Source organism: Paenibacillus sp. 19GGS1-52 (genome assembly GCF_022369515.1).
Taxonomy (GTDB): Bacteria; Bacillota; Bacilli; order Paenibacillales; family Paenibacillaceae; genus Paenibacillus_AQ.
The window spans coordinates 2,496,865-2,522,540 of record NZ_CP059724.1; the positions used below are offsets into that span (position 1 = coordinate 2,496,865).

Annotated in this window: 21 protein-coding genes; 15 read left to right on the forward strand and 6 right to left on the reverse strand. The window is 47.8% G+C overall.

The genetic code is table 11. The features are described 5' to 3' along the window. The first annotated feature begins 24 nt into the window (after positions 1–24). Together H1230_RS11735 and H1230_RS11740 are read left to right on the forward strand one after the other, a co-directional pair. Complete coding sequence (locus tag H1230_RS11735) at positions 25–1,419, forward strand: allophanate hydrolase (protein WP_239715636.1); 1,395 nt, start codon at positions 25–27, stop codon at positions 1,417–1,419. Then, the gene (locus tag H1230_RS11740; protein ID WP_239715637.1) at positions 1,403–1,801 is read left to right on the forward strand and encodes an allophanate hydrolase-related protein; all 399 of its coding nucleotides are present in this window, start codon (positions 1,403–1,405) and stop codon (positions 1,799–1,801) included. The genes H1230_RS11735 and H1230_RS11740 overlap by 17 nt, the downstream gene beginning before the upstream one ends. Positions 1,802–1,869: 68 nt before the next feature. On the opposite strand, the gene proC is transcribed toward H1230_RS11740, so the two are convergent. From proC to proB, 3 genes are read right to left on the reverse strand one after another with little or no spacing between them, the layout of a single operon-like run. After that, the gene (gene proC / locus H1230_RS11745) at positions 1,870–2,736 is read right to left on the reverse strand and encodes a pyrroline-5-carboxylate reductase (RefSeq protein WP_239715638.1); all 867 of its coding nucleotides are present in this window, start codon (positions 2,734–2,736) and stop codon (positions 1,870–1,872) included. Between the two features lie 44 nt (positions 2,737–2,780). Further along, on the reverse strand, positions 2,781–4,028 hold the full coding sequence (locus H1230_RS11750; protein ID WP_239715639.1) for a glutamate-5-semialdehyde dehydrogenase: 1,248 nt from the start codon (positions 4,026–4,028) through the stop codon (positions 2,781–2,783). Positions 4,029–4,070: 42 nt separating this feature from the next. After that, complete coding sequence (gene proB, locus H1230_RS11755; RefSeq protein ID WP_239715640.1) at positions 4,071–5,174, reverse strand: glutamate 5-kinase; 1,104 nt, start codon at positions 5,172–5,174, stop codon at positions 4,071–4,073. 425 nt (positions 5,175–5,599) lie between these two features. On the opposite strand from proB, the gene H1230_RS11760 reads away from it, so the two are divergent. Then, on the forward strand, positions 5,600–5,797 hold the full coding sequence (locus tag H1230_RS11760; protein ID WP_239715641.1) for a hypothetical protein: 198 nt from the start codon (positions 5,600–5,602) through the stop codon (positions 5,795–5,797). A gap of 274 nt (positions 5,798–6,071) precedes the next feature. Here the strand turns inward: H1230_RS11760 and H1230_RS11765 are convergent, their stop codons facing one another. Then, positions 6,072–6,983, reverse strand: a complete 912-nt coding sequence (locus tag H1230_RS11765) for a LysR family transcriptional regulator (RefSeq protein ID WP_239715642.1) — start codon at positions 6,981–6,983, stop codon at positions 6,072–6,074. A 103-nt stretch (positions 6,984–7,086) separates the two neighbouring features. Here H1230_RS11765 and H1230_RS11770 point away from each other — a divergent pair, with 103 nt between their 5' ends. The 3 genes from H1230_RS11770 to H1230_RS11780 all read left to right on the forward strand — a co-directional run bounded on the left by H1230_RS11770 (position 7,087) and on the right by H1230_RS11780 (position 9,138). Next, the gene (locus H1230_RS11770) at positions 7,087–7,638 is read left to right on the forward strand and encodes a GNAT family N-acetyltransferase (RefSeq protein WP_239715643.1); all 552 of its coding nucleotides are present in this window, start codon (positions 7,087–7,089) and stop codon (positions 7,636–7,638) included. Positions 7,639–7,764: 126 nt separating this feature from the next. Continuing rightward, positions 7,765–8,364 carry a TetR/AcrR family transcriptional regulator gene (locus tag H1230_RS11775; RefSeq protein WP_239715644.1) on the forward strand — a complete coding sequence of 200 codons (600 nt, stop codon included), beginning with the start codon at positions 7,765–7,767 and terminating at the stop codon, positions 8,362–8,364. A gap of 12 nt (positions 8,365–8,376) precedes the next feature. Beyond that, entirely contained in the window at positions 8,377–9,138 is a 762-nt protein-coding gene (locus H1230_RS11780) for a glycosyltransferase family 2 protein (protein ID WP_239715645.1), read from the forward strand. 236 nt (positions 9,139–9,374) lie between these two features. Here H1230_RS11780 and H1230_RS11785 read toward each other — a convergent pair whose 3' ends face one another. Continuing rightward, a complete protein-coding gene (locus H1230_RS11785; RefSeq protein WP_239715646.1) occupies positions 9,375–10,292 on the reverse strand; it encodes an NAD-dependent epimerase/dehydratase family protein in 918 nt (305 codons plus the stop codon). A 52-nt stretch (positions 10,293–10,344) separates the two neighbouring features. Beyond that, entirely contained in the window at positions 10,345–11,202 is an 858-nt protein-coding gene (locus H1230_RS11790; RefSeq protein ID WP_239715647.1) for a MerR family transcriptional regulator, read from the reverse strand. 209 nt (positions 11,203–11,411) lie between these two features. Here H1230_RS11790 and leuC point away from each other — a divergent pair, with 209 nt between their 5' ends. The 9 genes from leuC to H1230_RS11835 all read left to right on the forward strand — a co-directional run bounded on the left by leuC (position 11,412) and on the right by H1230_RS11835 (position 25,504). Beyond that, the gene (gene leuC, locus H1230_RS11795) at positions 11,412–12,836 is read left to right on the forward strand and encodes a 3-isopropylmalate dehydratase large subunit (protein WP_239715648.1); all 1,425 of its coding nucleotides are present in this window, start codon (positions 11,412–11,414) and stop codon (positions 12,834–12,836) included. A gap of 27 nt (positions 12,837–12,863) precedes the next feature. After that, complete coding sequence (leuD, locus tag H1230_RS11800; RefSeq protein ID WP_239715649.1) at positions 12,864–13,466, forward strand: 3-isopropylmalate dehydratase small subunit; 603 nt, start codon at positions 12,864–12,866, stop codon at positions 13,464–13,466. Between the two features lie 191 nt (positions 13,467–13,657). Next, entirely contained in the window at positions 13,658–15,196 is a 1,539-nt protein-coding gene (locus H1230_RS11805; protein ID WP_239715650.1) for an N-acetylmuramoyl-L-alanine amidase family protein, read from the forward strand. A 165-nt stretch (positions 15,197–15,361) separates the two neighbouring features. Continuing rightward, on the forward strand, positions 15,362–16,804 hold the full coding sequence (locus tag H1230_RS11810) for an N-acetylmuramoyl-L-alanine amidase family protein (protein ID WP_239715651.1): 1,443 nt from the start codon (positions 15,362–15,364) through the stop codon (positions 16,802–16,804). A gap of 105 nt (positions 16,805–16,909) precedes the next feature. Beyond that, complete coding sequence (locus tag H1230_RS11815; RefSeq protein WP_345773415.1) at positions 16,910–17,578, forward strand: GerMN domain-containing protein; 669 nt, start codon at positions 16,910–16,912, stop codon at positions 17,576–17,578. An 84-nt stretch (positions 17,579–17,662) separates the two neighbouring features. Further along, on the forward strand, positions 17,663–20,416 hold the full coding sequence (locus H1230_RS11820; protein WP_239715652.1) for an S-layer homology domain-containing protein: 2,754 nt from the start codon (positions 17,663–17,665) through the stop codon (positions 20,414–20,416). Positions 20,417–20,627: 211 nt separating this feature from the next. Further along, entirely contained in the window at positions 20,628–21,308 is a 681-nt protein-coding gene (gene nth / locus H1230_RS11825) for an endonuclease III (protein ID WP_239715653.1), read from the forward strand. 25 nt (positions 21,309–21,333) lie between these two features. Next, complete coding sequence (locus H1230_RS11830; protein WP_154118352.1) at positions 21,334–21,600, forward strand: NAD/NADP transhydrogenase alpha subunit; 267 nt, start codon at positions 21,334–21,336, stop codon at positions 21,598–21,600. Positions 21,601–21,820: 220 nt separating this feature from the next. After that, positions 21,821–25,504 carry a dynamin family protein gene (locus tag H1230_RS11835; protein ID WP_239715654.1) on the forward strand — a complete coding sequence of 1,228 codons (3,684 nt, stop codon included), beginning with the start codon at positions 21,821–21,823 and terminating at the stop codon, positions 25,502–25,504. Positions 25,505–25,676: the final 172 nt, after the last annotated feature.

Consider the following 25,676-nt stretch of genomic DNA (forward strand, 5'->3'; position numbering starts at 1 on the left):
AATAGGAGAGGAGAGATTCACCATATGGTCCCTAAGCAAATTCCTTTGAAATTATCGGTCTCTGAGCTTCGCAAAGCCTATCTAGTTGGTGCATTGACACCAAAGGAAGTAATCGATGCTGTTATAGCTCGCGCCTCCAACGACGAAAGCATGAATATTTGGATTACACCACCGTCCTTAGACTTTATTCAACCACATTTGGACCGTTTGTCTACACTTGATCCACAGGAATATCCGCTTTGGGGCATTCCTTTTGCCATCAAGGATAATATCGATCTTGGTGGAGTGGAGACTACAGCAGGTTGTGCGGAGTATGCCTATACCCCGGAGCAGCATTCTGGCATAGTGGCAAGATTAATTGAAGCAGGGGCTCTCCCGGTTGGGAAAAGCAATCTGGATCAGTTCGCTACCGGATTGGTTGGAACGCGGAGTCCTTATGGCGAAGCCCACAATGCGCTGCGGCCTGAACTAATTAGTGGCGGTTCCAGTGCAGGCTCATCAGTTGCTGTCGCCCGTGGGCAGGCTGCCTTCTCACTAGGCACAGATACTGCCGGATCCGGACGTGTGCCTGCTGCCTTGCACGGGCTTGTCGGCTGGAAGCCCAGTCTAGGTTCATGGCCCGTTATTGGTGTGGTTCCCGCCTGTGCGAGCCTTGACTGTGTCACTGTTATGGCGCACACGCTGGAAGATGTGCTGGAAGTTGACAATGTTGCCAGAGGATTCCACGAGAATGACCCGTGGTCACGCCACTTACCGGCACCTGTGGAGAAATTACCTCTGCGAATCTGTGTGCCGAAAGAGCCACTAGTCTTCTTTGGCCCGTTCGCGGAATTGTATCAACGCGCTTGGGAGTCAGCACTGGAGAAACTGCAGACGTTAAATATTAATGTGGAAACCATAAATACAGATTTGTTTTCTGAAGCAGCAGCGATTCTGTACGAAGGTCCTTGGGTTGCCGAGCGCTGGGCTGACTTGGGGAACTTTATTGAGGCTAATCCTGGTGTGGCTTTCCCGGTTACCGAAACCGTGCTGCGCTCTGGGGCGGCTGCTGAATATGATGCAGCTTCGGTATTCCAAGCTATGCATAAGCTGCAGAGCTTTAAGCTTGAAGCCCGAAAAAGACTTCAAGATGCAGTGTTAATCCTTCCAACAGTAGGAGGGACCTGGACACGCGCTCAGGTTAGAAAGGACCCCATTGCCACCAACCGGCAGATGGGTCTATATACAAACCATTGCAATCTACTGGATCTATGTGCGGTAGCGCTGCCTGCAGGTTATGCGGACGTCGATCTGCCGTTTGGTATTACCCTGTTTGCACCCGCTGAAGCAGAGGGTCTTATCCGTGCAGCGGCGAAGCTTTTCTCCCTTTCGCAAGAGCTGGAGTTAAGAGGGGAGGGTGAACATGTTGTTGGACAATAAGAAGACAACCCTATTGGTAGCGGTCTGCGGTCTGCATATGCGGGGTTTTCCACTCGAAAAACAGATGATCGAATATCATGCAAAGTTTCTGCGTGAAGATAATACAGCGGCAAAATATAAGCTCTACAAGTTGCCTACTATACCGGCTAAGCCAGGACTAATTAAACAAACTGCAGACGGCAATTCAATCCGGCTTGAAATCTGGGAAATGCCATTGGCAGATTTCGGAGCCTTTACTGCCGGGATTCCAGCACCGCTTGGCATCGGCAAGGTGGAGCTGGAGAATGGTGAAGAGGTCAGTGGTTTTATCTGTGAGGGATATGCGGCGCTGGGAGCCGAAGATATTACTTCTTCTGGGGGCTGGCGAAATATAAGCCAGTAAGAATAAAGATCGCAGCCAAACTCCTTTTTAGGATTGGGCTGCGATCTTTTTCATACTTAGGAAACAGCCTATTTGAGTTCTTGCTCCAGTGCTACGCCCATCTCTCGAGAGCGTTCTGCACAGCGGTTCACTGCGGCTATGACCGTTTCGAAGAAATCCCCTTTATCTAGCACTTCCAGCGCCGCTTGGGTAGAACCGTTCGGTGAAGTTACTTTTTTGCGCAGGGCAGCGGGTGTTTCTCCGGTCTGCTGCACCATGCGGGCGGCACCCAGAACGGTTTGTACCGTGAGTTCAGTGCTTTGTTCCACAGGAAGTCCACCACGGATACCGGCCGCGATCATGGCTTCCATCATGTAATAGATATAAGCTGGGCCGCTGCCAGAGATGCCGGTTAAGGTTTCCATCCGTTCCTCATCGATGACGGTTGTCAGGCCAACAGCTTCAAAGATGTTAAGGGCAAGACGACGACCAGCCTCATCCACTTGCTTGGAAAAAGCTAAACCTGTAGCCCCGAGGCCAATCGAACTTGAAGTATTGGGCATCGTGCGTACTACGGGTTGTTGGGTACCTAGCAGACCCTGAATGGTGCGGATAGACAAGCCTGCAATGACAGAGATGATCAGCTGATCCGCAGAGAGGATTGGTCCTAGGTTGCGCAAAGCTTCCGCAGCATCCTTAGGTTTCATTGCTAAAACAATGACCGGAGAATTTCGCAGATATTCTATTTTTTGCTCCGAATCGTTGCTGCCTATAACGCCATAGCGGCTTCGCAGTTCGGCCAAGCGCTCACTCCCGCTGCGGTTTAGCATAATGATCTTGTCGGATGACACCACACTACGGGAAATCATTCCGCGAACGATAGCTTCTGCCATCGAGCCTGCGCCATAAAACACAATATTATGATTAATAAGTGGAACTGAAGGTTGCTGACACATGGCTAAATTCCTCCTAAATGTTAAGTGGATCCAATACTTGAATACTAACCCCGTACTTGCCCGGTGCCATAAATTTTATATTTGGTTGAAGTGAGTGCTGGCAGACCCATTGGTCCGCGCGCATGCAGCTTTTGGGTGCTGATGCCGATTTCGGCACCAAATCCGAACTCGAAGCCATCGGTGAAGCGAGTGGAAGCATTGTGGTATACAGCAGCAGCGTCAACCTCTTGTAAAAAGCGTGCCGCCTGCGCTTGATCTTCAGTAACAATACACTCGGAGTGTTTGGTTCCGTACTTGGCGATATGGGCCAATGCTTCATCAAGGCTGCTGACGATTTTGAGATTAAGAATATAATCGTTGTATTCCGTTGCATAGTCCTCCAGAGTTGCTGGTAAGGCCCAAGGAACAATAGCTACTGTTTCTGGACAGCCACGTAACTCTACCTTAACTTCCTGGAATGCCTCTGCCAAGGAATATAAATATTTGCTGGCATAATCACGGTGAATAAGAAGAGTTTCCATGGAGTTGCAGACGGAGGGACGCTGAGCCTTAGCATTGATGCTAATCTTGAGGGCCATTTCTGGAATAGCACTTGCATCTAAATAAGTATGGCAAATACCGGCCCCTGTCTCAATTACAGGCACTGTGGCATTAAGCACGACATTTTGAATTAGCGAGCTGCCTCCGCGTGGAATAATAACATCAAGCAAGCCGTTCAGCTTCAGCATTTCATCAACCGAGGCCCGAGTAGGGTCTTCGATCAGTTGCAGCGCATCCTGCGGCATGGAGGTTTCGGCAAGGGCGCTGTGCAGCACCTCGACGATTTTGCGGTTGGATGACAGTGCAGAAGAGCCACCGCGCAGAACTACTGCGTTGCCAGTCTTCAGACATAGTCCTGCTGCATCTACAGTTACATTCGGACGCGCCTCATAGATGATGCCGATGACACCAAGGGGTACGCGGATCTTCTCAATAGAAAGTCCATTCGGGCGTTCAATGGTTTCCAGTGTGTCACCGATGGGGTCAGGAAGTACAACAATCTGCTGCAGTCCGTCGGCAATACTGCCAATTCGTTCCACATTTAGAGCAAGTCGGTCGAGCATGGATTCCGGAGTTCCATTCAAACGTCCGCGTTCCAGATCCTCGGCGTTGGCGGCAATGATAGCCGCAGCTTCGCGGCGCAAGGCATCCGCCATCATTAGCAAAGCCTCATTTTTTTGTCCGGTAGTCAAGCTTGCCAACACTCCCGCGGTTCCCTTGGCTAAGGTTGCTTTATTTACAACTTCACTCATGGCGATACCTCCTAAAAGTTTTGTGAGCATAAGTTAAACCAGTTATCTCAATGTTATCCATTCGTCGCGGTGAATGACCTCCAGGCGGTGCACTTCCCCCAGCTTCGGCACAACCTGCTGGCTCGGCAATCCTTGAATGCTGCGAAGCTGGATATCATCATAATTGACAATGCCCCGTCCAAGCAGCTGTGAATCCGGTCCGAGAACCTCAACCACATCCCCGGCATGGAAGTTGCCTTCAGTCCGTTTGACACCGACAGGAAGCAGACTATGACCGCCATGCAGCAGGGCTTCAACGGCTCCGTCATCTACATAAAGTGAGCCAAGCGGAGTGGACATGAAGCCGAGCCATTGTTTCTTGACGGGTAGGGAAGCTGATGTAGTGGCAAAATAAGTACCTCTACCTTTCCCATCCGCAGCCAGCTGTAAGTCTCCCGGTTCGGTTGCTCGCCCGATAAAGACAGGAACGCCGCCCCGCGTAGCAATCTTGGCTGCATCAATTTTGGAGCGCATGCCGCCTGTTCCCACGCTGGAGCCAGCGCCACCGGCTATAGCATAAATTTCCGGGGTGATATCCTCTATCGTCGGATAGCGGACAGCATCAGGTTGCTTGCGCGGGTCCCCACTGTATAATCCATCCATGTCGGTCAATACCAGGAGCCTTGAGGCCTTTAGCAAGTTGGCGACAAGCGCCGATAGCGTGTCGTTATCGCCAAATTTCAGCTCATCGACTGAAACGGTATCATTCTCGTTGAATACGGGGACAGCGCCTTGCCGTAGTAGCTCTTCGACTGTCATCACAGCGTTATTCATGGCCCGTCGACTACAAAAGTCGGTGCGGGTCAGTAATATTTGTGCCGTTGTAAGACCAAATGCTGCGAAGGCTTCCTGATAAGCCTGCATGAGCAGCACCTGGCCTACGGCTGCGGCGGCCTGCTTCTCATGCAGCAGCTTTGGGCGTACCGGATAACCGATACTGCGGAAGCCTGCCGCTACCGCACCCGAGGTGACCAGCAGAACTTCACAGCCACTTTGCCGCAATCCGGCAATCTCGGCGGCGAAGAAAGCGACCGCCTTACGGTTTAATCCGCCTTCCGGGCCTGTAAGCGAGCTGCTCCCTATTTTGACCACTACTCGTGTCGTCATTGCCTTTCACTTCCTCAATGTGTTAATAAAATGACAAAAAAGCCCCCATCCTTAGACTTAGCAAAGGACGAAAGCTTGGTTAACTTCCGCGGTACCACCTTCATTGATGAGGGTTCATCCGACTTCATTCTCATAACGGGAGCATCCGTCCTGCGCAAGGCAGGCCGCTCGGGGGTAGGATTCGGAACGCTACCGCGGTAAATTCTCTCAGCTATCAGAATTTACTCTCTGGACGCGGTAGACTCGTTCTTACTGGTCCCGTCTGCACGTTTCACTATTTGTCCTTTAGAATACCATGGAGCAGGACGGTTTGCAAAGGGAGATGGAACTATATATTTCTAACTGCAGCAGACCTCAAATAGTATGTTTATCCTGCGGTAGATCGGGCAAAATACTTATAATCTGTTAGCAGGAGGTTGATGATAATGGCTGGAAGCGAAAATATCAATAAGGAAAAGCATAAGAATTCAGATGAATCACTAGCGTTTCATAGTAATGCGATCCGCGAGTTTGTGGAAGATAAGACCGGAAACCCTGGAACCAAAGGACCGGTTGATGAGAGTACCGCCCGTATGTCAGACGATCAGAACAGGCTGATTACTGAGCACAATAGGCAGGATTAGGCAAGAGGATCATTTGGAGCGGTTGCAGGACGGGTGCCATTCATATAAAGAACAGCAAAGCCGTTTCTTCTATAAATAAGGGGTAAGCGTAGCTTATCCCTTATTTATATTTTTGTTAAAATACAAAAAACCGCAACTTTACGGGCACACATAGAACTAATTCCAACGGATGTAACAGAGGTCAGCATATCGAAATAGAGGCTCACTTATCAAGAATGTGAATAGGATCAGGTCTTTGATGTGGGATTTTATGCAGTACTGTCCTGTAATTCTTCTATTTCTCTACCAGATCCGCAACAGTGGATTTAAAGGTTTCCATAAAAGCTTCCGCAGCCTTAGACAAATAACGACCGCGGCGGTAAGCCACAACTAATGTTCGGCTGGGAATGGGATCAGCGAGCGGTAAGTAGACAGGAACGAATTCACTCCGCGGTGCACGGGCAATAAAATGTGGCACCAGCGTTACTCCCATGCCTGTAGCAACTAGTGACTGTACCGTTTCCATATTATTGCTCTCAAAGACGATCCGCGGCTCAAAACCTGCCGCTTGGCAGAGTTCCACCGTCATCTTACGAAACCCCTGACCTTCCTTAAGTACAATAAAAGGTTCGTCCTTGAGCTCTATCAGTGAAGTGCGGATTCCCTTAGCATTGCGGGAAGCTAGCCAATGTTCAGGGGGGACAGCGAGATCTATCCTTTCCTCACCAAGCACTTCGTAAGCAAGGCTAGGGATCTCCAGTGGAAGGGAGAGCAGGCTGAGATCTGTCTGTCCACTAGCGGTAAGCTTCTCCAGATTCATGGAGGAATCCTCAAGCAGTGTGATTTCCACTTCCGGATACTTTAGTTTGAAGACTGGCAGTACATGCGGCAATAGATGTGCACCGGTAATGGGCATGCTGCCTACAACAACGCGGCCGGTACGTAACTGGGAAATGTCGGACATTTCCTGACGCAGCAATTCAACAGCGTCGATAATTATCTGGGCCTGTTCTATAAATTTTGCTCCAGCATGGGTCAGTTCCACCGAACTTGTATTCCGCTGAAAAAGCAGCACTCCTAGCTCCTTCTCAAGCTTGGACAGCTGTTGGCTGAGTGAGGGCTGAGCAATGTGCAGCTTCTCAGCGGCCCGGGAGAAGTTTCTTTCGGCTGCAATTTGCAGCGCATATTGCAATTGTCTTAGTTCCATATTGATAAACTCCTTGGGATTGAATAGAATTGCTTATAAGTATATCCTATAAAGCTGGGGTTTAATATAAGTAAACCTACTTCAACGAGAAGAGATGATTAATTTGAATAATGAGCTTGGAACACGGATTTATCTTCGGTTTTTTGTGCCTGGCGATGCGCAGGAGCGTGTGGATGTGGAGATCCGCAACCGGGCTGTTTTTGAAAAAGTATCAATCGATCGTGATGAATCCTACTACACCTTGGAAGGTCAGGCCGAGCTTATCGTTCGTTGGGCGCAAGAAAAAGAAGCTCATCGGCGCTATGTATTTGGGATCTTCCTGCACGAAACTGGACAATTGATCGGTGATATTTCACTGGTTGAAATCATGCCGGACACCACAAAGAAATGGATTCTTGGCTATGCCTTGGATCAGGCCCACCAGGGTCATGGATATATGAGTGAAACCATTCCGCTAGTTCTGGAATTTGCTTTTCAAGAGACGGGGATCAAGCGAATTGAAGCAGGGGCGGTTCCCGAGAATGCCGCTTCGATTCGGGTACTCAAGAAGGCAGGTTTCCAAACAGTAGAAGGAAGCAGTCCTCATAGAGTTAAGATCAATGGAAAATGGGAAGAACATCTGCTGTTTTTTATCGAAGCTGGAGAGGGACAATAATGCATGGCTTAGAAAGTAATGAATAATGTATTAATTTTACAAATTAAGCTGGACAATAGGATATGGATAGCATATCCTTATTACATACCGGACGTTCGGTACTAAATTGAAGGGGCACTAATAGATATGAACAGACCCAAACAGTATAATCCTGTCTTAACGAAGGAAAATATTCTCGAACAAGCGAAACAGCTTTTTTCCAAAAAAGGCTACGCCGCCACCACCATTTCGGATATTTGCAGGGCTACCGGCGTCAGCAAGGGAAGTATTTATCACCATTTTAAGAATAAAGAAGATCTGTTTATTAGCTTGGCTGAACATTCCTTCGGAAATTCATGGAAAGATTGGGATATTAAATCGTCAGCGTATACATCAGTTATAGACAAATTGTACGCATACAGCGACCTTTTCGTGGACAATCTGGAGCGGCCGCTTACGAAAGCGGGAGAAGATTTTATCAACAGTGTGGGTATGGAATCGGAAATTGGGCAAAGGTTCTATACCATCGTAACAGGGTATATCGAACGGTTTGAACTTCTTATAACAGAGGGAATAGAGAGAGGGGAACTGGTATCCGAGGATCCTAAAGAGTTGGCTTTTATTATCTTGAGCTATTTTTCCGGACTGAGCGACAATCTGCAGTTTATGGATAAAGAGGCGATGAAGCCGCGGTTTCGTAAAGCTGTACATTTGCTGCTTGAGGGCATTCGACAACGACAGGAATGAGGGGGACGCTGTATGCTAAATAATTACTTTATAGGTCCAGATGAACAAGGGAATGTGAAATTTACAATTTTGATACCGGCGCATAACGAGGAGAAATATATTTCCAAATGTCTGGATTCAATTGCAGCTGCTTCTGAGAAATATGCTAAACAAGTTGAAGTCATCGTCATCCTTAATCGCTGTACAGACAGAACCGAAGAAGTGGCCCAATCCTATAATTGTGTTGTTGTGCATGATGACCGCAAAAATCTGTCGCAAATTAGAAATGCCGGGGCAAAAGCAGCCAGAGGAGAAATCCTGATTACGATCGATGCCGATAGCCAAATGACAAGTAATATGCTGACTGAGATCGAAGAGCATCTGGTAAGTGGAATATACATAGGCGGCGGAACTGCGTCAAGATTTGAACGGATGTCGTTAGGGATCGTTGTATCATCTTTGTTGATTTTGCTTCCGTTAGTCATTAAATATGGAGCTATCTCCGTCGGTATTTTTTGGTGCTATAAAAGGGACTTTGAGGCTATAGGCGGTTTTAATGAAAAGATGGTAATGACTGAGGACGCAGACTTTGCTTCCCGCTTGAAGAAGTGGGGAAAGCAGAATGGCAAGAAATTTGGGACGATCAAAAAAGCACTCATGTTTACCTCCTGCAGAAAGTTTGATCAAGGTGGAGATTGGCTCTTTGTGAAGCACCCGCGATTTATTCTTGCCTATATCAAAGGAACAGATCCCATAGCTGCGGATAAGGCGTACTATGAGAACCAAGGAAGATAGAGTTTTTATTTATAGGCATACTAATAACCCAGTCTCACACCAATACAGGTGGACTGGGTTTTCTTGTAGCTCAAAACCAAAATCAGCGGTTGAACGTTTGTGAATCAAGCCGCTATGGGTTCGGAGGGTTCTTGCGATCGCTGTTAAAGTCCGATTTTCTACTACTTTCACTGTAATAGAATTATTCAGGATTGATTTGAATGAGGAGACTTTTTAAGGTAAATAACAAGAAGCATCTATAGACTGAGTGTGGATTGAAGCGTTTGCTCTATCGCAGCTTCTAAGGGTGTTGCAGTCATCCCAAAGCGTTCGGTGAATTTACGGCTATTCACAATAAAATCCTCGTCGAACTGGTATAACATCTCTATGCTTTCTCTAGCTGCGGGAATGAACAAGCCACCAAATCTTAGCATGCCTTTTCCCATTGTTCTGATCATTGGCGGAAAGCCAGCAATCCGGTAGGCTATGTCTATAAATTCTCTTGTAGTAACAGTATCAGCATTCGGTACATGCCATATTTGACCAAAGGCGTCCTCATGTTGGCTCAGCAGAACAAGTGCTTTTCCAAAATCTTCTATAAAGGTATACGTATGCTTCTTATCAGGATTTCCCAGTACCGTACAGGCTTTACCCTTTGAAATGGGCTGAAACAGCCTTGAGCCTACGGAAGAATTGTGAACATTGGGTCCGAAAAAATCAGCACCTCTGCCCATCACCATCTGCAAAGCTCCGTCCTGATGTAATTTCAGCAACTTTGCGGACATCGCTGCCCTGACTTGGCCTTTTTTGGTATTCGCGGCATAAGGAAGCTGCTCGTGCATAGATCCTTTAACCAAGCCATACATATACATATTTTCAGCCGCAACTAACTTTGCTCCAGCTGCCATCGCACCTGAAATAATATGATCTTGAAAAGACATAAACAGCTCGCTCCACTTTTGATACGGAGGTTGTGCACATTGAAATACCACCTTAGCATGCTTCAGACTTGCCTTTGCTTGCTCTATGTCTGAGAGATCAGCTCTTTCTAATCGTACTCCTTGAGGTACAGCCGCACTCCCACTGGCACTGATCATAGTAACTGGTTCCTCTTGAGCCACAAGCTCCCTCATTATAGCCATACCTAACGGTCCTGTTCCTAAAATTATATTCATTATTATCCTCCTTCATTATTACTGGATAATAATAAAATAAACCCTATAGCTACTATAGGGTCAAGGCCTTATGAACGGGAACTTGCAGTTCGACGATAAATTCCTCCGGCTTCAACATCTGAGCCCTATCGACGATATAGTACTCTATAGGAGCACCACTTTCTATGTATCCATGTGTCTTAATCCATTCCAGAAGCTTTTTATAAATATTTTTGCAGGAGACGTCATTGGGAATTCCACAGTAACGTGCAGTGATGTACTCTCCTTGGGGAAGGGTACGAGTAGCGGCGGTTTCTAATTCAATGTGCTCGATCATGACACAGTATTCCAAGTCAGACCTCGTACGATCAAAATCCATAATATTCTCATGGTAGACGGTCATGATTCCTCCTGGAGTTAATCCACTGGATTCAATCCTGCGGAATAATTCTGTGAACTTTACGATTGAGGGCTCCATTCCACAGGCAAAGTACCCGCGGTCAGACATTACATGCCGTTCCGGAAGCTGCTTCATTTCTACCAGTACGTCAAGGTCTACCAACCCTTTACCCATTTCCTGAAGCAAAATAATTCGCGCCGCTCTTTGTTCGATCGATTTCACAGTCTGCTCTAATCTTTGCAGCTCCTCTAACATTTCCTTATGTTTGGCTTCGAGCGTTATTTGCAAGCTTTCCAAATCACCACTCTTCAATAGTGTCCCGATCTCTTCTAAGGAGAATTGCAGCAGCTTCATATCCTGCACAATCATAATGCTAAGCAGATCCCGATTGGCATAATAACGGTAACCGGTGAGCTTATCCGTGTGATTGGGGATCACCAGACCGATTTTGTCATAATATCGCAAAGTTTGAACGGATATATTACATATCCTTGCGGCATGACCTATGGAATAAGATTGATCATTACTCATGCTCCGACAACTCCTTTATAAATAAATAATATATTCATGTTAGTGGCAGTTACTTGATAATACAATCTTATTCCTTCTTATAGGTGTATCCTATGACTTTTATAGATATCATATCTTGGAATTATAAACAAAGGGATGTTATATTTAGAACATTCAAGAGAGACTCCACGCTCTCTTCCAATGAACGATTCTACTAATGAGGTGAAATCATGAGCAACAAGACAATGTTTGAGAAGATTTGGAATAATCACGTTATTCATCAAGAAGAAGGCAAACCTAGCATTTTGTATATCGACCTGCATCTGGTACATGAGGTTACTTCTCCACAGGCTTTCGAAGGTCTTCGTCTCAGCGGCCGCAAGGTTCGCCGTCCGGAGCTTACCTTTGCAACCATGGATCATAATGTACCTACGACAGACCGTTTCAACATTAAAGATCCGATTTCCAAGCAACAAATTGACACGTTGTCGCAGAATTGTCGCGATTTTGGCGTGAAGCTGTATGATCTTGATAATATCGATCAAGGTGTCGTGCATGTTATGGGTCCGGAAATTGGCCTGACACATCCCGGCAAAACGATTGTTTGCGGCGACAGCCACACCTCTACACATGGAGCCTTCGGCGCATTGGCCTTTGGTATTGGTACTAGTGAAGTAGAACATGTGATGGCTACGCAATGTTTGCAGCAGTCCAAGGCTAAGACCATGGAAATTCGCTTCACAGGCAAACGTAATCCAGGCGTAACGGCAAAGGATTTGATTCTGGGCGTTATCGCGAAATACGGTACGGATTTTGCAACAGGTTATGTTATTGAGTACACAGGTGAAGCTATCCGCGAACTGTCGATGGAAGAACGTATGACGGTCTGCAACATGTCGATCGAAGGCGGGGCTAGAGCGGGCTTGATTGCTCCTGACGAGATTACATTTAACTACCTGCGTGGTCGTGAATATGTTCCGCAAGGTGAAGCCTATGACGCTGCTGTTGAGATTTGGAAAGGCCTTGTAAGCGATGAAGGCGCAGAATATGACACTACTCTTGATTTTAATGTGGAAACATTGATTCCGCAGGTGACTTGGGGCACAAGCCCAGGTATGGGCGCTGACATCACTTCAAGTGTACCTAATCCTGCTGACTTCACTACAGAAAATGAACGTAAAGCTGCTGAAAAAGCGCTTGAATATATGGATTTGGCTCCAGGCACACCAATGTCGGAAATTCCAATTGATTATGTATTCATCGGCTCTTGCACGAATGGCCGGATCGAGGATTTGAGAGCTGCCGCACAGGTTGCCAAAGGGCATACCGTATCTAATAAGGTAACGGCGATCGTTGTACCAGGTTCAGGACGCGTGAAGCTGCAGGCAGAGAAAGAAGGCCTCGACAAAGTATTCATAGAAGCGGGCTTTGAATGGCGTGAAGCAGGATGCAGTATGTGTCTGGCGATGAACCCGGATGTTCTGCAACCTGGACAACGTTGTGCTTCTACCTCGAACCGTAATTTTGAGGGACGTCAGGGCCGCGGCGGACGCACGCATCTAGTATCCCCTGCGATGGCGGCAGCGGCAGCGGTAATGGGTCATTTTACCGATATTCGCGATTGGAACTATAAGACGGAAGCCGTCAGCTTGTAGAACAAGAGAAAGTGGGAGGATAATATAATGGATGCTTTCAAAAAATTAACGGGAATCGTTGCCCCGGTAGACCGGGTAAATGTAGATACGGATGCGATCATTCCGAAGCAGTTCTTGAAACGGATCGAACGCACAGGTTTTGGACAGTTTCTATTCTATGAATGGCGTTTTGATGAAGAGGGAAATGACAATGCAACGTTCGAGATGAACAAACCACGCTATGAAGGGGCATCTGTTCTGATCTCGCGGGCCAATTTTGGCTGCGGCTCCTCGCGGGAGCATGCACCATGGGCGATTCTTGATTATGGCTTCAAGGTTGTAATTTCCCCATCGTATGCCGATATTTTTTACAATAACTGCTTTAAGAATGGAATTCTGCCGATCAAGCTTTCTGAAGAGCAGGTAGATGAGCTGTTCAAGCGGACGGCTGAGCATGAAGGTTACAAGCTGAGTGTCGATCTTGAGAATAATACACTTAGTGATGAGTACGGGCTTAGTATCACTTTTGAGCTGGATGAACACCGTCGCCAGTTCCTGCTGCAGGGTCTCGATGATATCGGACTGACGCTGCAACATGCGGATGAGATTACGGCTTATGAAGAGCGTAATGCTGCCAAGCTGTTCGCCTAAAACATGAATTAGTTGGACTTTTACGTAAACTTTACAAATTTTACACAAAACTTCTATTTCCGGGTGTCGGAAATAGAAGTTTTTTTGCTATAATCGATATATTCGTTGCTGAGATAGGCAACATTTGGGGATTCCTGTCGTCTGATACTTATCTGTCTATGAATCTATTACTTGCCGAAGGAGAGAAAAGAATGAGAAGAGCCGGTCGGATACTACTGCTGTTGCTGCTGCCATTGTTATTACTTTCATTTACCGGCTATGAGGCTTCTGCTGCAGCTAGCAGCACGGGCAGAATTGTTCTGGATAATAAGGAGCTCACTATGCCCAAAGGGATCGCTCTTGAGAATGTAAATGGAAGCGTTATGATTCCGATTCGTGTTGTGGTGGAGAATCTTGGATTCCAGGTACTGTGGGAACAGAAGACTCGTAAGGTAACCGTGCAGCAGGATGGGAAAAGCATTGAGCTGGCCGTTGGCCGCAAGACGGCTAATGCTGACGGGGTAACCCTTGATTTGAATGCTGCCCCTAAGCAAAATGGAGGCACGGTACTTGTTCCTATCCGCTTTGTCAGCGAGCAGTTTGGACTTAAAGTGGGTTGGGACAATATGGACAAGACGGTCTATTTAACCGGCGGATCGTCAAGCGGTACGGATAATGCTGTTAGCCCAACACCAACACCTGCATACACTTCAGCTCCTACTCCGACAGCAACTCCCCTAACAGGGACGGCTGAGGGCAACGCAACAAGTTCTGCCAGTCCGACTCCGGTGCCTCTGACTGTTGTCGGACCCCAAGTTAAGGGAGCGGTATTCAGCGAGAATAGATTAATCGTCGCTGTTACGGGTGCTGTGAAACCAAGTGTTACTGTAATAACCAATCCCAATCGTATTGTTGTAGATTTTCCCGGTGCAGCTTTTGCACCTGAGTTTGCCGGCAGTCTCCCGGGGATTGCTGCGAACGGCAGCCCTCAAGGCAAGCTGGATGTCACTGGTTATCCATTAGTCTCTGAGCTTAGATACGCGTTATTCAGCATAAGTCCGCCAACAGTGCGTTTTGTTATTCAAACGACCAGTAATCAGCCTTATCAACTCAGCACGGATGAGAGTACTGGGCTAGTGACTATTGATCTGAACGTTCTCAGCAACGTAGGAGGCACTCCAGCAGTCCCTGTAGGTAGTGGAAAGCCGATAGTTGTGCTCGATGCTGGACATGGCGGTACACAGCCTGGGGCTATCAGCGTAACAGGCAAGCAGGAAAAAGACTTTAATCTTGCGGTGATTCGCAAAGTTGGAGCATTACTAATGCAGGACTCCCAAGTGGAGGTCATTTTTACCCGGACAGATGATATCACGCTTGGTCTGCAGGATCGGGTGAATATTGCTGAAGCTGCTAAGGCTAATCTATTTATTTCTGTTCATGCAAACGCGATGCCTTCCACCTATACCAACTGGAATAACGTGAACGGAAGTGAAACTTATTACAGCCGCAGTGAAAGTCTGCCTTTGGCACAGATTATGCATAAGCATCTAGTAGCCGGAACCGGATTCAAAGATAATGGAGTCAGAAACAAAAGCCTGCATGTGACAAGGGAAACAAGCATGCCTGCTGTTCTGCTGGAAGCCGGATATTTGACGAATTTGGGTGATGAAGCCGCACTCTATAGTGCGAAGCTTCAGGACAGCTTGGCTCGGGAAATAGCGGCTGGAATAATGGAATATCTTGGACTATAATCCTCGATTCTAGTAACTTTAATTCATGAGATCCTGTTACAGGATGGAATATATTCGCAACTTTTGAATTTGGTTGGCGTCTATAATAGATGTCGAAGGTTGTCGGTGGTTAGATCAACATGAACGCTGTACTCAGGCGGAATACTAGATTCCTAGAGGTGAAGAATGAAGAAATTTGGCTTTATACTGATGTTGCTTCTCTTTGTATTGGCATTGCCACAGAATGGACATGCCGCCGCCGCAAACAGTAAGATTATATTAGACGGCAAAGAAATTACCGCAGTCCAGAACGTCCCAGTTGAGAACGTGAATAACAGCATTATGGTACCTCTAAGAATGATTGTTGAGAACCTTGGCTATCAGGTGCAATGGGATCAGCAGAATAAGACGATTACGATTGAACAGCAGGGAAGGATTGTCAAACTGGCTGTAAACCAAACCGCAGCTTCAGTAGATGACAAGACTATTATCCTTCCTACAGCTCCGGTGTTGCGTAACGATACGACACTAGTACCGATCAGGTTCATAGGCGAACAGTTTGGTCTCAGCGTGACTTGGGATAACACAAACAAGATTGTAAATCTTATTACCCCAGAAACGCCGAGTGATAACAATGGTACAGGCGGAGGTACTGGTGATGGTGGAACAGGTGTTGTGGTTCCTCCTGCTGATACTACTTCGCAGCTGACTCTGGTTAACGGCGTAAGCTTTAGTGAGAATCGGCTGACCATTGCTATGGAAGGTAATGCAGTTCCTAAAGTCTCTAAGATAACCGGCCCTGACCGGATTGTTGTGGATATACCTAATGCCACCTTTTCTGATCTATTCGGCACAGGTCAACTCCTTGACCCTAATCTGAATGGCAGTCTTGTTGTGACAGATTATCCGGATGTATCTGGTGTACGGTACTCGCTATTTAGCACAAATCCTTATACGGTTCGTTTTGTAATTGACTTGAACAATGCCAAGAACTACAGCGTTAATATTTCGGGTGATTCTTCAAAGCTGGCTGTAATTGATCTGAATGCAGCAAGCACTGACGATACGACTACCCAGCCTGGCAACAGCGGTAGAAAGCTGGTAGTGCTAGATGCCGGACATGGAGCTAAAGATTCAGGCGCAGTAGGTGTAACTGGCAAGTATGAGAAGAACTTTAATTTGGCTGTTGTACTGAAGGCTGCAGCACTACTCAAGAAAGAAAGTAATATTGATGTTGTGTTGACACGTAGTGATGATACGTTCTTGGAACTGAAGGAGCGGGTAGCTATTGCCAATAACCTGAAGGCTGATCTATTCATTTCCGTGCATGCCAACAGTGGGGCTTCCTCTATAGCCAGCGGTACTGAAACCTATTACCAACGGGCGGCTAGTAAGGCATTAGCCAATGTGATGCATAAATATCTTGTTCAGGCAACGGGCTTAAGTGACCGGGGGGTACGGTACGGAAATTTCCACGTCATTCGAGAAACAACCATGCCAGCTGTTCTGCTTGAAGTAGGTTACTTGAGTAATAAAGGTGATGAGAAATCTCTCTTTACCGATGCCTTCCAAAATAAGGTTGCTGCCTCTATAGTTAGTGGTGTTAAAGAATATCTCGGTTTAAAATAACAGCCAAGCGGCAGATTAGCGCCGCAAAGCCAGCTTATGCCTATTGAAAAGGGCAGGTTGGCTTTGCGGCACGGGTCTGCCCGTATTCATCTAGAGGAGGCGTTAATGATGATCAACAAAAAATTGAGTCATGCAGGTATAGCTGCATTGCTTCTGCTGGTGATAGCTGGCTGCGGGGACAAACCTGCTGCAGCTCCGTCTAAGGATGCAGGACAAAATTCTTCCACTGTAGTCAGTGGCGCAGGGGAGAATACAGGAAATACAGAGAATACAGAGAATACCAATGAAGACAAAGGTCAGAATTCGGCCAGCACCGCACAGCCCACAGCCAGCGAAACTCCCGCCCCCACAGAGACTGTGGCGCCTGAGAAGCAGAGTCAGAGCATAGCGGTTTATTATACAGATTTACAACTTATGAATCTGGTACCTGCCAAAGCAACAATAAGTTATGCTGACGATGTAGAGAAATATACCGAGGCTTTTAAAGCGCTGCAAGTCAGTGATAATAAGGAGCTAGTCTCACTCTGGGGCAAGATTGAATTGAAATCCCTGAAGTTTGAGAATGGGCAAATTCTGATGGATATTCATAAGCCAGAGGAAGCACAGCTAGGTGCCGGTGGTGAAGCTTTTGCACTTAGTGCGTTAACGCAAACTTTTTTTCAATTTTCCGAAGTGAAGAGTGTTGAAATGCTAGTGGATGGTGAGCAAGTGGAGAGCTTGATGGGACATGTAGATCTGGAGCATCCCATGACTCGAGAGAATAGTGGTTTGTAAGTGTGAAAGGCAGGAATAAAGAGATTGGCTGACGAACATAAATGCATACTTTATTATATGGGTCTTAGAGAGGGGAACAACCTATTGTCCGCACAAAAAAGGTCTAGCCGTCCCATGAAAGCTTATTCTACAAAAGCGATATCCGCAGTTTTGGCTGGCGCAATGGTTCTGGGCGGTGCAAGTTCTGCATTTGCAGCTACAGTAGCAGCTTCAACTCCCGCTGCAGTAACGACATCGACAACTACGGCAGCAACAGGTATTTTCAGCGATGTGAAAACAGGATTTTGGGCCGAAAAACATATCTACAAACTGGCATCCCAAGGTATCGTAGTCGGGAATAATGGTTTATTCCGTCCAGGAGATTCAGTTACCCAGCAGGAAGCTGTGCTTATGGCATTGCGCTTTATGAAGCTGCAGGGCAAAGTAGATATTGATACAGCGGTGGCATTACCAGCGAGCTTTGAGGTATCGAATTATTACAAGGCTTATGTCGTACTCGCGTTCCAGCAGGGCTTGCTGGACAAGACTACTGAGATGGCTTCCGACAATTTGAAGACTGCTTGGGGTGAACGCAAGGCAACCCGTGAATGGATTGCTGAAGTGTTAATCTGTGCTCTTGGCAAAACTTCAGATGCAGCAGCGGTAGCCAGTGAGCCAACCGGCTTTGCTGATGATTCCAAAGTGTCTGCCAGCAAACGTGGTTACATAAATACGGCTGTTGATCTAGGACTGGCTAATGGTATAGCTGGAAACCGTTTTGATCCACAAGGTGTAGTAACTCGTGCGCAACTGGCAACCTTCTTCAGCCGGGCCGAGGGGCACAACACGCTTGATTATGACAATACCGTTAAAGGCAGTATCAGCGAAATAAAAGACGGTAAGCTCACAGTTTATAACAATGGGACAACTTCCCCCTTTAATCTGAGTGCAAGCACCGCTTACTTCAACAGCACTTCTGAGACTCGAATCAGTCTAAATGATATTCAGCCGTACACCAAGGTTACTGTTATTGGGGCAACCTATAAAGCAGCCTATGTCGAGGTGACCGATCCTACACCGCAGGTTGAGAGTGTTTCTGGCAGCTTTGCAAAGCTGTCGTCGGGTAATAAATTATGGCTGGAGTCTACGGATACCTTTAATGAATACTATTATGATGCAGCAACTATCTTTGTGGATGTAAACGGAGTCAAGATAGAGCCAGCTTCGATTGCAGCAGGTAGTCTGGTCACACTGCAGCGCGAAACCTACAGTGGCGCTCATAAAGTGGTCAAGGTACAAGTAACATCGGGCGTCGTCAACAAATCAAGTACAGGTATCATCCAGAGTATTGATCTGACCTCTAAAAGTATTACATTCAAGAATGCAGCAGGTACCGTTGAAACCTTCAAATGGGAGGAAGGTACCACCCTATTCAGCTCTCAAAGTACAGTGCTGCTGCCAGCGGAGTTGAAGGTTAATTCGGCAGTGAAGTATACGATCAAGGATAATATGATCCGCTCTGTAGAAGTCACTCAGGGAGTAGAACGTACTGTTCTGGGCACTATTAATGAGTTGACAGGCACTACAGTTGTTTATAAAAAAGCTGATGGTACTCGCGAGGTTAAATTGCTTGGGTCAGCACCAACTATTGTAATTCCTAACATTAGCAGTCCTGTAGCCGGTGATTTGATCGCTGATGCTGTTGGTGGTGACAATGTGCAGCTTACACTGAATAGCAGTGATCAGGTTATAAAGATTGAAGTGCTAAGTCGGCAAATTGATCAATTTATCGGAGCAACGGTTGTTGACTACAATTCCAAGACACAGCTACTGACGATTACAGACAGCTCTGGCAAGCCTCATGTAGTCCAGCTGGATGTGAATTCCAAGCTCGTATATGATGGGCTGCCTACAACTTCACTGACCAATATGGGCGTGAGACTTGTTGAGAACCGCAAGGTAGATGTGATATCCATTGGACAGCGGGCACTTTCCGTGGAATTAAGCACAAAGTACGTAGGCACATTAACAGCAGTGAACACTGCTACAAAGATGATTGTCCTGAAGCCCAACAATGGTCAGACAATAACGCTTCCTTATCCGTTATCCATTGACTTCTTTGGACGCAGTAATATGGCAGTGACAGATATTTCTGTAGGCAGTTCAGTGACAGCTGTATTAACTGGGAATCAGGATGTCATTTCGGTACTGAGAGTGAAATCGGTTCAGCAGTTGGAAGTTACCTCAGTCAATTCCACGCTAAACAAGCTGGGTGTGAAATGGTCAGGGGGAAGCACTGAACTATACACGTTAACTATTCCGTTAACAAATGAAGCTGGGCAAGCTATAAAGCTTAGCGATTTGAAGGCGGGGGATTTCGTGAATGTGGATTTTGATGGAAGTTCAGCAGTATCCATCCAAGCGGTCAAAGTTTCGTCAGGACAGGTGGTATCAGTAGACTCTACCGCAGGCAATCTTTCTGTGAAGGACTTTAAAGGTGTAACTCAGAACTTTGCAGTGAGTGGTGGAGTTAGGATTATCCGTGATACTGTTACAACTACTACACTTAGCAGTCTAACAACAGCAGACCGTGTAGATATGCGCAAAGGCGCTGACGGAATAACGCTTATTCGTGTATTGCCTCAATTGAATCGGACATTCTCCCGTTATGATACTGCAACAAACGAGTTTTTAGTAAAGCGTGATAGCCTGAATGATGAGAATTATCGCTTTCTACTAACCTCAAACGTATATATTCATCAAGGTGACACGACTTTATCCGTGCAATCTCTCAAAGAAAATGATAAGATTACAATGTATTTTAATAATGATGTGATAGTTGAAATAGTGAAACAATAATTGCGAGTGGTGGATTTCCGAGTGAATCACCGTCTTGACGCAGGGGCTTTGCTTGCGTCAGGACGTTTTTTTTGAAATATAGACCAGTAATGAGTTTACTTGAAATGTATGAAAGTATACGTTATAATACGTACTTTGCTATATTTCCTTACCTCAGAGAGGCTGCCCTAGTAGGGCACGCTGAGGGTAAATACTCTGTGGAGGGGACATTATGAAGGTTGCAGAGGTCCGCCACATTCTGGATACCATTGGAGACTTGTTCCCTGATGCACATTGTGAATTGAACCACAGCAACGCTTTCGAGCTAACGATAGCGGTGTTGTTATCGGCTCAATGTACGGACGTAATGGTGAACAAAGTGACCGAGGATTTGTTCCAAAAGTATAAAGCCCCCCGTGACTACATTTCAGTACCCATCGAGGAACTGGAGGGGGATATCCGGCGTATCGGTTTATACCGCAATAAAGCCAAACATATTCAAAGCCTCTGCTCTATACTCATAGAGCAGTACGGTGGCGAAGTGCCACAAGCACATGATTTACTTGTGACATTGCCAGGTGTCGGTCGTAAGACTGCAAATGTTGTAGTTTCTAATGCTTTTGGTGTTCCTGCTATTGCTGTAGACACACATGTGGAGCGGGTTGCGAAGCGGCTTGCCCTGGCTGGCTGGAAAGACTCTGTATTGGAAGTGGAGAAGAAGTTGATGAAGGTGGTGCCACGTGAGGAATGGACGCTCACGCACCATCGGCTCATTTTTTTCGGGCGTTACCACTGTAAATCACAGAATCCGAAATGTCAGATTTGCCCACTCCTCGATGTATGTCGTGAAGGAAAGAAACGTATGAAAACGGCTGTGATCAGGAAAGATAAAGAGCATATGCCAAGAAATTAGAGATGAAGAAGAGGATGGGATAGAGATGAAATGCATTTCTGTATACACCAACAATTTTGAAGTGTTTTCCGATATTTTTGAGCGTGTTGTGGATAGTCCCCTTGAAGAGAACGAAGAGCAAGAAGTAGAAGGTATTACAATCAGCCATTCTGGTGATGTTCCTGAGCATTATCTGGAGCGTATGTCCGTGAAGCCTGAGGTTGTAGTGATGAGAGATAAATCCCGTGGTCTGACTATTCTACAGCATGGTAAAGTATTTGAAATTTTGCTGCCTGTATTGGAAACTGCTTAAGTATCGGTATAGAAACATAAATGGAGTCAGCCCAGGGGCTGGCTCTTTTTTGCATGGAAAAACGTAGAAATTTATGGGGAATGAACCTCATTTCGTAGGAGGTTATAGGTTATTTTGTAAGTAGTGCATATTTGATTTGTGGCAATCTGGTGATAAAATGGAATTATTCTATTGTTGCTGGAATCTAGACTATAAATGGCACAGTTAGGCGGGAAAGTGAATGGGAGCGGAACAAGCTAGAACCCAAAAGGTGGCTGTTAGTGAAACGGCACAACTGCTGTCCCGGCTAAAAGGATTAATGGAGCAGTGGGGCGATGGAGAAACAGCTCGTATTTATGCAGATTTACAGGATAAAGAGCGTGCAAATGAATTAACCTTCGCTTTTTGCGGGCATTTCTCGGCTGGGAAATCCAGTATGATTAATCTGATCTGTGGCAGCACTGTGCTGCCCTCCGGACCCGTGCCAACGAGTGCAAATATTGTGTCTATTCGCAGTGGGGCTCCTCGTGTACTCATTCACCCCAGGAAAGAGGTCCAGAAGATCGACCTGGCTCCTTGGGAGACAACAGCGGATAAATTGCAAGAATATTGTCGTAACGGTGGAGAGTATTCTTCTATTGAAGTTTGGGAGGAGATCCCATTGCTGGCTCCCCATGGGGTGCTAATGGATACTCCAGGTGTGGATTCTACAGATGATGGACATCAAAGTGCAACTCACTCCGCGCTGCACTTGGCCGATGTTGTGTTCTATGTGATGGACTACAATCATGTGCAGTCAGAGAACAATCTGGCTTTTGCCAAAAATCTCAGTGTCTGGGGCAAGCCGCTCTATCTCATTGTTAATCAAATCGACAAGCACCGAGAACAGGAAATTTCTATAGAGGAATATCAACGGCAATTAGAAAGCGCTTTCGGACAATGGGGCATCCATTATGCGGGTATTCTGTTCACTTCGCTTAGGGTTAAGGAACATCCGCTTAATGATTGGGATGTTCTATTAGGACTTATCACGGATCTATTGAGTCACCGGGATGAATTGCTTCAATATAGTCTCTTACGTTCTATACTGCATACGGCAGATTCTTCATTGGCTGTCTTCCGCGAGGAGCAGCAAGAGGAGCGTGAAGCTCTACTGGAAGAATTGGCTGGTGCAGGGGAAGAGACGGTGGAATTTGGACTTGCTTCTCTGGAAAACGAACGCGAGCTGATCGAGGGACTTCTTCAGCAGTCGCTAGTGAACCTGCGGAGCATTTTAGATGCGCTGCTTGGCAATGTTACTCTTATGCCTGCGGATGTTAGGGAGGCAGCCAGGGCTTATGTCGAAGGTGTCAGCCCAGGTTTCCGGCAAGGATTACTGTTCACTGCTGCACGGCGGGAGAAGGAACTGAACAAACGTCTGGCTGCTTGGCATGAATTGTTGACACGGGAGATTTCAGCCCGTTTGGAATGGCACATGATCCTGCTGATTCGTGAATGGGCGGAAAATTTGGGTCTCTGGAATGAGGAGGCGGAGCTGGCTCTGAAAGAAGGGCTCCCGGCGGTGAGCCAGGAATGGCTGGCGGCTGCAGTGAAGCCGGGAACGGGGACAACAGGCGAGGCGCTGCTTAATTTCTGCCGCAGCCTTGCGGACGAAATTAAGCGCCAGTATCGCCGCGCTGCACTAGGGCTGGCCGATGAGCTGCTGGCGAAGCTGCCCGTGCTCTTGGACGAGCGCCTCGCGGAGCTCTCGCACCGCGAGCAGGCGCTGCGCGCCCAAGCGCGCGCCCTCGCCGCGCTTGGCACGCTTGACCGCGCGGCTGCCGCCCGCGCGCACGAGCTCGCGGCGCTGCTGCCGCCGCGCCGGCCCCTCACCCCCGGCATCCTGCCGGAGGTGAGGGCAACCCCGCGTGCGGGCGCGCCAAGCGCCGCACCGCGTGAGGCCCAGCCGCTGCGCGCGCTTGGGCGAGACCCCGCCGCCGCAAGCTGGGCGGCGGGCACGGAACAGCCGGCGGGCGGGCGACGCCGGCTGGCTACTGCCGCCGCGACGCTGAGCGCGGCGAGTGAACTGCTGCGCAGCGAGCCGGCCATGGCTTCGGCGGTGCGCAGCTTGGCGGCACGGGCGGCGGATCTCGCCGGCGGCCGCTTTACCCTGGCGCTGTTCGGAGCCTTCAGCGCCGGCAAGTCCTCCTTCGCCAACTCCTTGCTAGGCGAAGCAGTGCTGCCCGTGTCTCCCCACCCCGCCACGGCAGCAGTGAACCGCATACTGGCGCCGGAGGGAGACTTCCGCGATAAGAGCGCAGTGGTGAAGATGAAGACCGCGGAGGAATTCTGGGATGACATTACACATTCCTTCGGCGTACTGCAGCTGGGGCAGCCGCAGCGGGAATCTTGGACCGATGTCGCGGCAGATTTACAAGCAGGTGGAGTTCATCCCTCTGGCTTGCCGCATGCCGGATTTCTGCGGGCCGCGGCGGTGGGCTGGGAGGAAGCCAAGACGCTGCTCGGAACCGTACGGACGGTAGAACTGGATGAATATCGCAAGCTAGTCGCTGAGGAGACCCGGGCCTGCTATGTGCAGAGTATAGATTTATATTACAGTTGTCCCTTAACGGAAAGTGGCATTGTGCTTGTAGATACACCTGGTGCAGATTCCTTACATGCACGGCATACGGGTGTGACCTTTGGATATATGAAGGATGCGGACGCGATTTGTTTTGTGACGTACTACAATCACGCCTTCTCGAAGGCGGACCGGAGCCTACTGGCTCAACTGGGCCGGATCAAAGACAGCTTCGCGCTGGATAAAATGTTCTTTATTATCAACGCCTCCGATCTGGCATCTGGAGAAGCAGAGCTGGAAGAAGTTAGAGAACATGTCGCCCAGAATTTACGGGCAGGGGGTCTTCGCTCCCCACAGATTTATGCGCTGTCCAGCCTGCAAGCGTTGAACGGGAAAATTGATAGTAATCGCAGTAGCTATGAAACCTCAGGCTTTCATGAATTTGAGCAAGCGCTGTGGAGCTTTGCGGGCGAAGAGCTGCCTCAGCTGTCACTTAAGGCAGCTGTGGAGAGTATCGCTACTGTCCGTCGTAGGGCAGAAGAATGGCAGGATTTAGCGACGCAAGAGGCAAGTCAGCTTGAAGCTGGAGTGCGGAGGCTGCAGGAGCGCCGTCGCCTGGCGGAGCAGCGATTATCTGCTCTACAGGTGGAGGAGCGGCCGCTCCGCGATCTGCATCGGGAGGGTGGGGAACTGCTCTATCATGTCCGACAGCGTCTCAGCTTTTCCTTCAGCGGCAATTTCCAGGAGTCCTTCCATCCATCCTTGCTGCGCGAGGATGCCGGAAGCTTGAAAGAAATCTTCACTGCCTGTGGCCGAGAGCTGTGGCGTACCTCCCAGCGTGAGCTGGAGCAGGAGCTGTGGGCTACAACCCTGCGGCTCGAAGCTACCGGACGCAGGCTTGTCCACGAAGCTGCCACTACCGCTGCCGCAGAACTATCTTTCTCAGTACCGGAACTTCAGTTCATGGAGAACGATACCGAGTCTTGGCCCTCACCGACAGTGCTGGATTGTAAGCTGCAGCCAGTAGACTGGTTAGCGATATGGGGGTATTTCAAATCACCGCGGCATTTCTTTGAGGGCCCCGGTCGGGATAAAGTCAAAACCACAGTTGAACCTTTGCTGAGAGAGGCCATTGCTCTGGCTGCAGGTGCACAGGAGAATACATTACTGGGACATTATGCGGAAGCTGTAACCAGAGCCCTGAAGACATCCGCAGTTAAGCTGCGTGAGGGTTTGGCAGAGCAGGAGGAGGCCCTGTCAGGACTCCGGAAAGGGGGTGATTCTGCAGAGCATTGGGGCCGATTAGCACATCAATTACGCCTCTTTGAGGAATCTTTCGACGATATGGTGGACACAAGACTGTGAATTTTGTAGGAAAATGTCGAAGAACGCTTGCAATCTGGCTGATGATGAATGAAAATGAAGATGTCTGAAAATTTACAAAGAAACTGCAAAGTTTTCGAAATAGCAGCGATTTTTCTTTTATTTTTACAGAAGAATCGTCTACTACCAGGGAACTTCTCAGTCAAATTTGCGA

Coding starts and splice junctions, on each gene's coding strand:
- leuD (WP_239715649.1), top strand. CDS start 12,864: ATGGATGCTTTCAAAAAATTAACGGGAATCGTTGCCCCGGTAGACCGG.
- H1230_RS11760 (WP_239715641.1), top strand. CDS start 5,600: ATGGCTGGAAGCGAAAATATCAATAAGGAAAAGCATAAGAATTCAGAT.
- nth (WP_239715653.1), top strand. CDS start 20,628: ATGAAGGTTGCAGAGGTCCGCCACATTCTGGATACCATTGGAGACTTG.
- H1230_RS11765 (WP_239715642.1), bottom strand. CDS start 6,983: ATGGAACTAAGACAATTGCAATATGCGCTGCAAATTGCAGCCGAAAGA.
- proC (WP_239715638.1), bottom strand. CDS start 2,736: ATGTGTCAGCAACCTTCAGTTCCACTTATTAATCATAATATTGTGTTT.
- H1230_RS11815 (WP_345773415.1), top strand. CDS start 16,910: ATGATGATCAACAAAAAATTGAGTCATGCAGGTATAGCTGCATTGCTT.
- H1230_RS11810 (WP_239715651.1), top strand. CDS start 15,362: ATGAAGAAATTTGGCTTTATACTGATGTTGCTTCTCTTTGTATTGGCA.
- H1230_RS11740 (WP_239715637.1), top strand. CDS start 1,403: ATGTTGTTGGACAATAAGAAGACAACCCTATTGGTAGCGGTCTGCGGT.
- H1230_RS11830 (WP_154118352.1), top strand. CDS start 21,334: ATGAAATGCATTTCTGTATACACCAACAATTTTGAAGTGTTTTCCGAT.
- H1230_RS11735 (WP_239715636.1), top strand. CDS start 25: ATGGTCCCTAAGCAAATTCCTTTGAAATTATCGGTCTCTGAGCTTCGC.
- H1230_RS11775 (WP_239715644.1), top strand. CDS start 7,765: ATGAACAGACCCAAACAGTATAATCCTGTCTTAACGAAGGAAAATATT.
- H1230_RS11835 (WP_239715654.1), top strand. CDS start 21,821: ATGGGAGCGGAACAAGCTAGAACCCAAAAGGTGGCTGTTAGTGAAACG.
- H1230_RS11750 (WP_239715639.1), bottom strand. CDS start 4,028: ATGAGTGAAGTTGTAAATAAAGCAACCTTAGCCAAGGGAACCGCGGGA.
- H1230_RS11805 (WP_239715650.1), top strand. CDS start 13,658: ATGAGAAGAGCCGGTCGGATACTACTGCTGTTGCTGCTGCCATTGTTA.
- proB (WP_239715640.1), bottom strand. CDS start 5,174: ATGACGACACGAGTAGTGGTCAAAATAGGGAGCAGCTCGCTTACAGGC.
- H1230_RS11785 (WP_239715646.1), bottom strand. CDS start 10,292: ATGAATATAATTTTAGGAACAGGACCGTTAGGTATGGCTATAATGAGG.
- leuC (WP_239715648.1), top strand. CDS start 11,412: ATGAGCAACAAGACAATGTTTGAGAAGATTTGGAATAATCACGTTATT.
- H1230_RS11790 (WP_239715647.1), bottom strand. CDS start 11,202: ATGAGTAATGATCAATCTTATTCCATAGGTCATGCCGCAAGGATATGT.
- H1230_RS11780 (WP_239715645.1), top strand. CDS start 8,377: ATGCTAAATAATTACTTTATAGGTCCAGATGAACAAGGGAATGTGAAA.